Origin of the sequence: Nodosilinea sp. LEGE 07298 (genome assembly GCF_015207265.1) — a bacterium.
Lineage (GTDB): Bacteria > Cyanobacteriota > Cyanobacteriia > Phormidesmidales > Phormidesmidaceae > Nodosilinea.
Map to the genome: position 1 here is coordinate 1 of NZ_JADEXE010000290.1, position 8,268 is coordinate 8,268.

General features: G+C 55.1%; 8 protein-coding genes and 1 pseudogene. 6 read left to right on the plus strand and 3 right to left on the minus strand.

The genetic code is table 11. The features are described 5' to 3' along the window. The 5 genes from IQ273_RS26895 to IQ273_RS26915 form a co-directional block, all read left to right on the plus strand. Window positions 1–1,624 (plus strand): cobaltochelatase subunit CobN (locus tag IQ273_RS26895; protein ID WP_194026208.1); only part of this gene is annotated, 1,624 nt, incomplete at its 5' end. 143 nt (window positions 1,625–1,767) lie between these two features. Continuing rightward, complete coding sequence (locus IQ273_RS26900; protein WP_194026209.1) at window positions 1,768–2,163, plus strand: YciI family protein; 396 nt, start codon at window positions 1,768–1,770, stop codon at window positions 2,161–2,163. A 112-nt stretch (window positions 2,164–2,275) separates the two neighbouring features. Beyond that, window positions 2,276–3,004, plus strand: coding sequence for a DUF899 domain-containing protein (locus IQ273_RS26905; protein ID WP_194026210.1), 729 nt, complete (start codon window positions 2,276–2,278; stop codon window positions 3,002–3,004). Window positions 3,005–3,182: 178 nt separating this feature from the next. Beyond that, on the plus strand, window positions 3,183–3,659 hold the full coding sequence (locus tag IQ273_RS26910; protein WP_194026211.1) for a DUF1579 domain-containing protein: 477 nt from the start codon (window positions 3,183–3,185) through the stop codon (window positions 3,657–3,659). 34 nt (window positions 3,660–3,693) lie between these two features. Continuing rightward, window positions 3,694–4,056, plus strand: a complete 363-nt coding sequence (locus tag IQ273_RS26915) for a YciI family protein (protein WP_194026212.1) — start codon at window positions 3,694–3,696, stop codon at window positions 4,054–4,056. 114 nt (window positions 4,057–4,170) lie between these two features. Here IQ273_RS26915 and IQ273_RS26920 read toward each other — a convergent pair whose 3' ends face one another. Next, on the minus strand, window positions 4,171–4,527 hold the full coding sequence (locus tag IQ273_RS26920; RefSeq protein ID WP_194026213.1) for a hypothetical protein: 357 nt from the start codon (window positions 4,525–4,527) through the stop codon (window positions 4,171–4,173). Window positions 4,528–5,362: 835 nt separating this feature from the next. On the opposite strand from IQ273_RS26920, the gene IQ273_RS26925 reads away from it, so the two are divergent. Next, entirely contained in the window at window positions 5,363–5,650 is a 288-nt protein-coding gene (locus IQ273_RS26925) for a hypothetical protein (RefSeq protein ID WP_194026214.1), read from the plus strand. A 184-nt stretch (window positions 5,651–5,834) separates the two neighbouring features. Here IQ273_RS26925 and IQ273_RS26930 read toward each other — a convergent pair whose 3' ends face one another. Then, window positions 5,835–7,592 carry a COR domain-containing protein gene (locus tag IQ273_RS26930; RefSeq protein WP_255534696.1) on the minus strand — a complete coding sequence of 586 codons (1,758 nt, stop codon included), beginning with the start codon at window positions 7,590–7,592 and terminating at the stop codon, window positions 5,835–5,837. A 192-nt stretch (window positions 7,593–7,784) separates the two neighbouring features. Then, window positions 7,785–8,117: pseudogene (locus IQ273_RS34550) on the minus strand (ADP-ribosylation factor-like protein); the annotation flags it as partial. Between the last annotated feature and the right edge of the window lie 151 nt (window positions 8,118–8,268).

Below are 8,268 nucleotides of genomic sequence, written 5' to 3' on the forward strand. Positions count from 1 at the left end.
ATCCTGGGGTTTGGACCTCGACCCCCTCACCGCTGAGCCGGGAGAACCCTTCACCGCTCTGGCCAACTGCAGGATTGTGGGGGATGCGATCGAGGCGCTGGAAGAGGAAGCGGCTCGTTTAGTAGAAGAGCTATTACAGGAATTCGTTGCCCCGAGCTGCCCTCACCCTAGCCCTCTTCCAGGGGGAGAGGGAACCGGAGAAAACTCTAGCTCCTCTCTCCCCTCGGGAGAGGGGCTGGGGGCGAGGGTTCCCCTCGCTGCCGAACTCCGCTGGATTCAGCACACCCTCATTCCCGCGCTAGCCCGCACCACTGATGAAATCGCCAACCTGCTGATGGGCCTTGCCGGGCGCTATGTACCCAGCGGCCCGGCGGGAGCGCCCAGCCGCAACCGACCCGACGTGCTGCCCACGGGTCGCAACTTTTTCTCGGTAGACATTCGCGCCATCCCCACCGAGAGCGCCTGGGATGTGGGGCGGCGGGCAGCAGAAGTGCTAATCGAGCAGTACACCCAGGACCACGGCGAGTATCCTCAAACCCTGGGCCTGTCGGTGTGGGGCACCTCGACCATGCGCACCGGGGGCGACGATTTAGCCGAAGCCCTGGCGCTGATGGGGGTGCGCCCGGTGTGGGATGGCCCCTCGCGGCGGGTGGTCGACTTTGAAGTGTTGCCGCTGTCGGCCCTGGGGCGGCCCAGGGTCGATGTCACCCTGCGCATTTCGGGCTTTTTTAGGGATGCGTTCCCCAATTTAATTGACCTGTTTGATCAGGCCGTCGCGGCGGTGGCGGCGCTGGAAGAACCGCCGGAGCAGAACCCTCTGGCCGACCGGGTGCGGCAGGAGAGTGAGGATTGGCAGCGGCAGGGGCTAACGGCAGAACAGGCGGAGCAGCGATCGCGCTACCGCATCTTTGGCTCTAAGCCGGGGGCCTACGGAGCCGGGTTACAGGGGCTGATCGAATCGCAGAACTGGACAACTGATGAAGATTTGGCCCGCGCCTACCTGAACTGGAGCGGCTACGCCTACGGCCGCAACGCCCAGGGCCACGCCATGCCCGAGGCCTTTGAGCAGCGGCTGCGGCACCTACAGGTGGTGCTCCACAACCAGGACAACCGCGAGCACGACCTGCTCGACTCCGACGACTACTATCAGTTTCAGGGGGGGATGACGGTGGCGGCTAGAACCCTCCAGGGCCAGCAGCCCGCCACCTACTTTGGCGACAATGCGGTGACGGCCCAGCCGAAGGTGCGATCGCTCGCCGCCGAAATTGCCAAGGTCTACCGCTCGCGCGTGGTCAACCCCAAGTGGATCGAGGGGGTCATGCGCCACGGCTACAAAGGGGCCTTTGAGATGGCCGCCACCGTCGATTACCTATTTGCCTACGACGCCACCACCCACTGCGTCGCCGACCACATGTACGAAGGGGTAGCTCAGGCCTATGTACTAGATTCAGACGTTCAAGCCTTCGTGCAGCAATCGAACCCCTGGGCGCTGCGCGATATGGCCGAACGTCTGCTGGAGGCCAATCAGCGCGGTCTATGGCAGTCGGCTACCGAAACGACGCTCGATGCCCTGCGGCAGATCGCCAACGAAGCCGAGGGGGTGCTAGAGGCGCGACAGTCGTAGGGCACATCCGCAGCGCAGTGCACCGCTACAAAGTGAGTACCCTCTCAATTTAAAGAATTTTTTTGCCCCGATGTCGATTTGCGGTCTCCCTAAACGACTACTCCACAAAGGTGAACAATTTAGACCCACTTTTGGAGTTGACCATGAAATTTATCTGTTTGGGCTACTTTGACGAAACACAGTGGGACCGGCTTTCTGAAGCCGAGCAGTCGACCCTAATGGCTGACTGTTTTGCCTACGATGACGAACTAAAGCGTAACGGTCACTTTCTGGGTGGAGAAGCGCTGCAAAGTGTCAAAAACGCGGCTACACTGCGCTACCAAAATGGCAAAGTGACTGTTACCGATGGTCCCTTTGCCGAGACCAAAGAGCAGATTGGCGGCATCTTAATGCTAGAAGCCCGCGATCTCAACCACGCCATTCAGCTGATGTCGCACCATCCCGGCGTGCGCAGCGGCCCCTTTGAGATTCGCCCAGCCGATGAAGAAATCAACGCCCAGGTGAACCAGAGCAAAACCCTGGAGACCAATCTGCATTAAGCCTTGTCTTTTCGCAGCCGCAGGGCGCGTCATCGCATGACGTGACGCACCAAAGCTGACTCCAGCAATGCATTGACTAAATCGCAAGGACAACTTGCAAGGAGAACTCACTATGACAACCAAGACCCTCGCCCATCCCCCCGTAGTATCGCCAGATGTCTGGCTGGCCGATCGCAAAGCGCTGCTGGCCGACGAAAAAGAGCTGACCAAACAGCGCGATCGCGTCAATGCCAAGCGTCGCCGCCTGCCGATGGTCAAGCTAGAGAAAACCTACCGCTTTGATGGCCCGACCGGGCAAACCAGTCTGCTCGATCTGTTTGAGGGGCGGCGACAGCTGCTGGTCTACCACTTTATGTTTGCCCCCGAGTGGGACAACGGCTGTTCGGGCTGTACCGGCCTGGTCAACGCCCTGGGTGATCTAAGTCTGCTGGGCGATCGCGACACCACTATGGTTCTGGTTTCGCGCGCGCCGCTGGCCAAACTTGAAGACTACAAAGCTCGCCACCACTGGACTCTGCCCTGGGTATCTTCCTTCGACAGCGACTTCAACCACGACTTTCACGTCTCGCTAGATGCCTCAGTGGCTCCGGTGCAGTACAACTACCGCGACCAGGCAAATCTGAAAGACGAGCAAGAACAGCACTTCACTGCTGGCGAACACCACGGTATGAGCGTGTTCTTTCGCATCGATGACGACGTTTTTCATACCTACTCAACCTATGCTCGGGGGTGCGAAGGCTTAACCGATGCCTACAGCCTGCTCGACTTGACCCCTTACGGTCGCCAGGAAGACTTTGAAGAATCTCCTTCTGGCTGGCCGCAGCGACCCACCTACGGATAAAAGCATCTGTAAGCGGGGTGGGGCAGGGTTAATACAAAATCCGATGTAGTTAAGCCCGATTCACAATCAGGCCCCTCGTAGGGGCGTAGCATGCTACGCCCCTACAAATCAGGTGAAACAGAAACAGAACAGAATTCGGTATCAGCAGTCTTTTTCAAACAACTTCAGGAGAAACATTATGCAGATGGAACCGCAGGCAGAACACCAGTGGCTCGACAAGCTGGTGGGCAAGTGGGTCAGTGAAATGGAATGCAGCATGGGACCCGACCAGCCCCCCTCAAAAACTCGCGGCACCGAAGTGGTGCGCAGCCTGGGCGGGTTCTGGATTGTAGCCGAAGGCGAGGGCGAAATGCCCGATGGCGACACCGGAACAACCATCATGACCCTGGGCTACGACCCGCAGACCCAGCGCTACACCGGCACCTTTGTCGGCTCGATGATGGCCCATATGTGGATCTATAGCGGCGCTTTAGATGAGGCTAAAAAAGCCTTAACCCTAGAAACTGAGGGGCCTAATTTTGGTGAAACTGCCATGGCTCCCTACAAAGATACTATCGAATTGATTGATCACGACCACCGAGTCATGACCTCACAAATTTTGACTAACGATGGCCAGTGGCATCAATTTATGACCGCCCACTACTGGCGACAATAGTCGCTTTCACCCCATTAAAGTTGGAAGTTGAACCATGAAATACATGCTGCTGATTTACAGCGACGAAAACGCCTGGACCGACGATGAGCAGGAGCGCTGCTACCAAGAATCGGTACAGCTAACCCAAGACCTGCACGCCAGCGGCAAATACCTGGGAGCCTCGCCGCTGCACTCGGTAACTACGGCCACCAGTGTGCGGGTGCGCGACGGCAAACGCCTGGTGACCGATGGCCCCTTTGCCGAAACCCGCGAACAGCTGGGCGGCTACTTTTTGATCGACGCGCAGGATCTGGATGACGCGATCGCGATCGCCGGACGCATTCCCTCGGTGTACAAAGGCACCGTCGAAATTCGCCCCATTCTAGAGCTGACGGGGTTGCCCGCCAAACCTGATTGACTGACGAAAGTTCTGCTGTAGGTTGGGTTAGCGTTAGCGAAACCCAACCAACCCGTTACTGGTGTTGGGTTTTGCTTCGCTCAACACCAACCTACAGCAGTATCAAAGTTATGCTCAGGCCGCGCTGTCGGTTTTGCGTACCGGACGCTTGCGATCGCGCTTGCGAATGCCGCCAGCCATTTCGTACTCGTAGCTATCTTTGCCATACCGGGCGGCAACGGCGATCAACATGCGTTCTGAAAGCTCGCGGATCTCTTTTTCGGTGTCGCGCACGGTGCTGAGGGCGCGATCGACAAAGGAGAGCGATTCGTTGTAGGTTTCGAGCTGCGATCGCAACAGATCAAGCCGAAGCAAATAATTTTCTAACGTCAGCCCGTCGCCTAAATTTAGGGTGTGGCTAAGGGATTTGAGGGCCGCAGCCCGGCGCTCGCCTCGGTCTAAAACGGGGGAACTTCTCTTTTTTCTAGGCATGAGATGCACCGTAGTAAGGTGGACTCTTTCAAAATGGCACAGGGATCCAGTCGTCGAAACTGATACTTATGCGGGATCTTGCGGGTATGTTTTGGCCTGGTGCTCTCAGTAGTTTTGCGGCTTTTTTCCTTAGCAACGCAGAGCCCAATAGCGAAAAATGGAAGTGTTTATTGAATTCATGACGGTTTTTATTGAATTCATGCAAGTGAATTCGATAAACACTCGTCCATTCATAATAAACACTTTCGTTTTTATTGAATTCACTAAAGTGATCCTTATAGATCGCACCATGAATTCAATGATCACGTTCATGAATTCAATGATCACGCTCATGAATTCAATAAACACACACCTATTTCTAAACAATGCGATGATTTTGGGCTCGATCGGGGGGGCGATCGCCGTTGAGCAAAGAGGATATCGCCTATACCTCGTTCCAATGCTCAGCATTGGAATGCCGATCGGAGGCTCTGCCTCCCCCAAACAAAGGCAGACCCTAGCAACCTCACCCACGAGGGCCAACACCGGGCTATTCGCTACACAACATTAAGGTTCACAACAACAACCCACTCTGTAGCAATTTTGACTTGCTTAGGGGCTCTAGATAGAGTAAATTACCGCCTTAGAGCTGTGAGCGTGCAGCTTGTCTTTCCAAAAATTTGGTCAATCGGTACCGGAAGGTGTTAGCGCACCAACCGGCACCTAACCCCTTCGACAGATACAGGCTGTCTCGGAGGCTAGGGCTATTATTGCCCAGGCCGCCCCGTACTGCACATGTCTGGGGCGGCCAAATTTTTGGGCTTTCCTAACCATCCGTTTCTTTGGAGGAAACCCAATGCTGTGTTTTACCCGCCAAGATCCCCGAGTTTTTCAAAAACTCGGGGATCTGAGTCCCTTGCGCTTAGTTACTCCCAACTCTCAACCAGGGCGCGAGCGGTTGCGCCATCTGGTGATTGGTTCACCCGAGGGGGTACGGGGTGCAATTAACTACCTGCATCTGCTTCGGTATGCGGAACAGAGGGAGTGGAGCCAGCTGGTGGCCATCCCCGACTCTGGGATTGTGATTACACCAGCGCAGGGGGAGGTGTTTAGTTTGTTGAGTCGCGAGCGATCGCTTGATTAACCCAAACAGATCCTTGGGTTAATCAGTGCGTAGGGTGTGTTCTCGGCCTCAGGTCCATCTAACAATAGACAACAGGCCGCTGGGGCCGGAACGCACCGTTTGAGCTTGAGTCAGGCAAAAAATCGGATGCGGGAACTGGGAGCCCAAAACTCGGAGAGCATCTTATAGATCTTGGCTCTGACTTTTAATATTCGCCGACGAACTGGGGATGTACCCACAAGAACTCTCGCCGCTTGTTCTGGACCCGAACTAGACCACCAAAACCAGGGTCTTTGTCTTGGAGCAGGGTATGGAGTTCTCGAAGCATTGCCCCTTGGGCGCGAATGGCTTCGCCTTGCTCCAACTCAGCGCCGTCGCGTTTGGTCTGCCAATCAACAGCCGTGTTGCTGCCTTTAATGCCAAACTCCAGGCTTTTTTGCCCAAGATCTAACTCTTCTTGAATGCCTTTGTAGGTAGCGTCATCGAGCATGAACTGGGTGGTTGAGGCGGCGACAGGTAACACCAGGCTCAGGGTGCCAGTAACGAGTTTAAAATAGGGCACTGCTTTGGTAAACCACTCGCGGTTGAGTTCAAGTTTATAGACGCCCTGCTGACTACCTTCATTAAGCGCAGGCAAAGGTTTGCGGGCATGTTCGCACCAGAGGGTGAGCTGAAATTTTTCGCTGATCCATTTGGGGCGATCGAAGAACCCAGGGTCAACAGGTTTGAAGCTGAACAGTCGGGGACCATCTTTGGCTTCGTCGATGAGCATTTGCATGAGGTAGGCAAACTGCTGATCGATTTGGCTCATAATGGCTTGCTGATCTTTTGACAACGCTTGATGCCGTTGCTGCTCTCGATGATCAAGCGTTACCAGATCTCTACGAATTACTTTTAGCTCGTCTTTAACAACCGTACGAAATTGTTCTAGGCCAAGCTCTTGAGACGGGGCAGGAGTAGTTGCAGCATTGTTTAGCAGCTGATCGATGTTTTGCCACTCGTCGCAACCCGAAACCGTACAGGGAAACTCTGGGCGATTCTTCTTCTTACTTTCGATCAGTTTTTGTACCTCGAATAACCCATGCCCAGGAGCTTCCATACCGCAGGGAGCAATGCAGGGCACCATAATGTTGCAGTTGAGCCCTTCCCAAAAACTCTCCACCAGCCATTTAACTTCTTCGGTGAGGTAGGAGAGAAACCGTTCTGGATAGGCAGCGCGGACGGTGATTTTGACATCGTTGCCGATGTGCTCTAGCAGGGCACGACCGTTGTAGTCATTGTCGAGCATAAGGCCCCGCTGCCAGTGGACGCTGTCGTTGTAGTTGTTTCGGCCCAGGGAGTATTTATGCAGGCGCACGATGAGCTGGTAAAACAAGCCTTCAGCATTGCCGCTCTGACCGCGATCGTCCACAATGCGGCAGATTTGCACCTGTTGTCTGTCTCCCACTTCAGGTTCTTCGCCCCAGTTGGGAAGCTGCTCTGGGCGCTGGTCGGGCACGAGTTGGGCAATTAGGCTGGTGGTGTTAGCTTCTGGATTTGCAGGGTCGAGGATGACTTTGTAGGAGAGGTCAAAGCGCTCCATTAGCCGCAGAAAAATGGGGTGGAGTTCTTTGGGATAACCCGTTTCGCCCTCGAAGGGGGGATAGCTCCAGAGGTGACTGAGATGGTCAAACTCGACTAGCCCATTGCGCTGGCGGGTAGTTTCATCATCCAGAATGTAGCTGATGGCTTTGGCCAACCAGTCGGGCTGGAGAATGACAATGTCTTTCAGAATTTCGTCGTAATCGTAGTGGATGAAATAGCCGAGGGTATGGGAGACGCGCACAAATAGCTCGGCGGCGAAGCCCTCTAGCCCGTGCTCTTCGCAAAGGGCAAGCACTTCTGCGTAAGGCATATGGGTTTTGCCAGATGCTGCAAGCAGTTCGCGAATTTGCTGCCATTTGGTGGGTACAAGGCGACCCATGCCGGGTAAGGTGGCAGCAACATTGGCAATGGCCTCTCGCAGTTCGGCAATGCCGGTGCAAAACTGGGTTTCGGGATGGGGCTTGCTATCGACATGAAAGAAACCAACAACGGTATCGCTGCCAAACAGGTCAATTAGTTCCTGCCGGTCAATATCTGGCTGGCGTTGGCCGGGGCCACCGTGGGTGGCGACGACTAGAACTTTGGCATCGGGTTCGCGATGCTTGATCAACGTAATCCATTCTTTGACAAAGCCCTGTTGTGGCCCCTCCCGTGGCTTCCACACCACCAGATAGACAGCAGTGGCACTGAAAAAGAGCTGATGAGTGGGGCGGTAGACCCGCTGTCCCCCAAAATCCCAACCGTTAAGAGTAATATCTGCTTCGATTTTGGAGGCTTTGATCATCACTGGCTTAATCTCAATGCCATGAGTTGTGGGGCGACCGTCTACCCAGTCATCTCCGCGCAAAGCTCCTAACAAACAACTTTTGCCTACTTCACCTTCGCCCACAAAAATTAACTTTGCTTCCTTAGTGGTGCAGAAAACTTACGGCCCCACCAGATAGGCGTGTTCTGGGGGCGGAAAGAGGCGCTCTACCGATTGAGTTCGACCGCCCTTGGTGGTCACCAACAGGTCTGACTTCACCCGAATCGCCCAATCCCACTGTTGTTTGTTC

Excerpts from the sequence above, each read along its gene's own strand:
- IQ273_RS26900 (WP_194026209.1), top strand. The coding sequence starts at position 1,768 with ATGAAATTTATCTGTTTGGGCTACTTTGACGAAACACAGTGGGACCGG.
- IQ273_RS26905 (WP_194026210.1), top strand. The coding sequence starts at position 2,276 with ATGACAACCAAGACCCTCGCCCATCCCCCCGTAGTATCGCCAGATGTC.
- IQ273_RS26910 (WP_194026211.1), top strand. The coding sequence starts at position 3,183 with ATGCAGATGGAACCGCAGGCAGAACACCAGTGGCTCGACAAGCTGGTG.
- IQ273_RS26915 (WP_194026212.1), top strand. The coding sequence starts at position 3,694 with ATGAAATACATGCTGCTGATTTACAGCGACGAAAACGCCTGGACCGAC.
- IQ273_RS26920 (WP_194026213.1), bottom strand. The coding sequence starts at position 4,527 with ATGCCTAGAAAAAAGAGAAGTTCCCCCGTTTTAGACCGAGGCGAGCGC.
- IQ273_RS26925 (WP_194026214.1), top strand. The coding sequence starts at position 5,363 with ATGCTGTGTTTTACCCGCCAAGATCCCCGAGTTTTTCAAAAACTCGGG.
- IQ273_RS26930 (WP_255534696.1), bottom strand. The coding sequence starts at position 7,592 with ATGGGTCGCCTTGTACCCACCAAATGGCAGCAAATTCGCGAACTGCTT.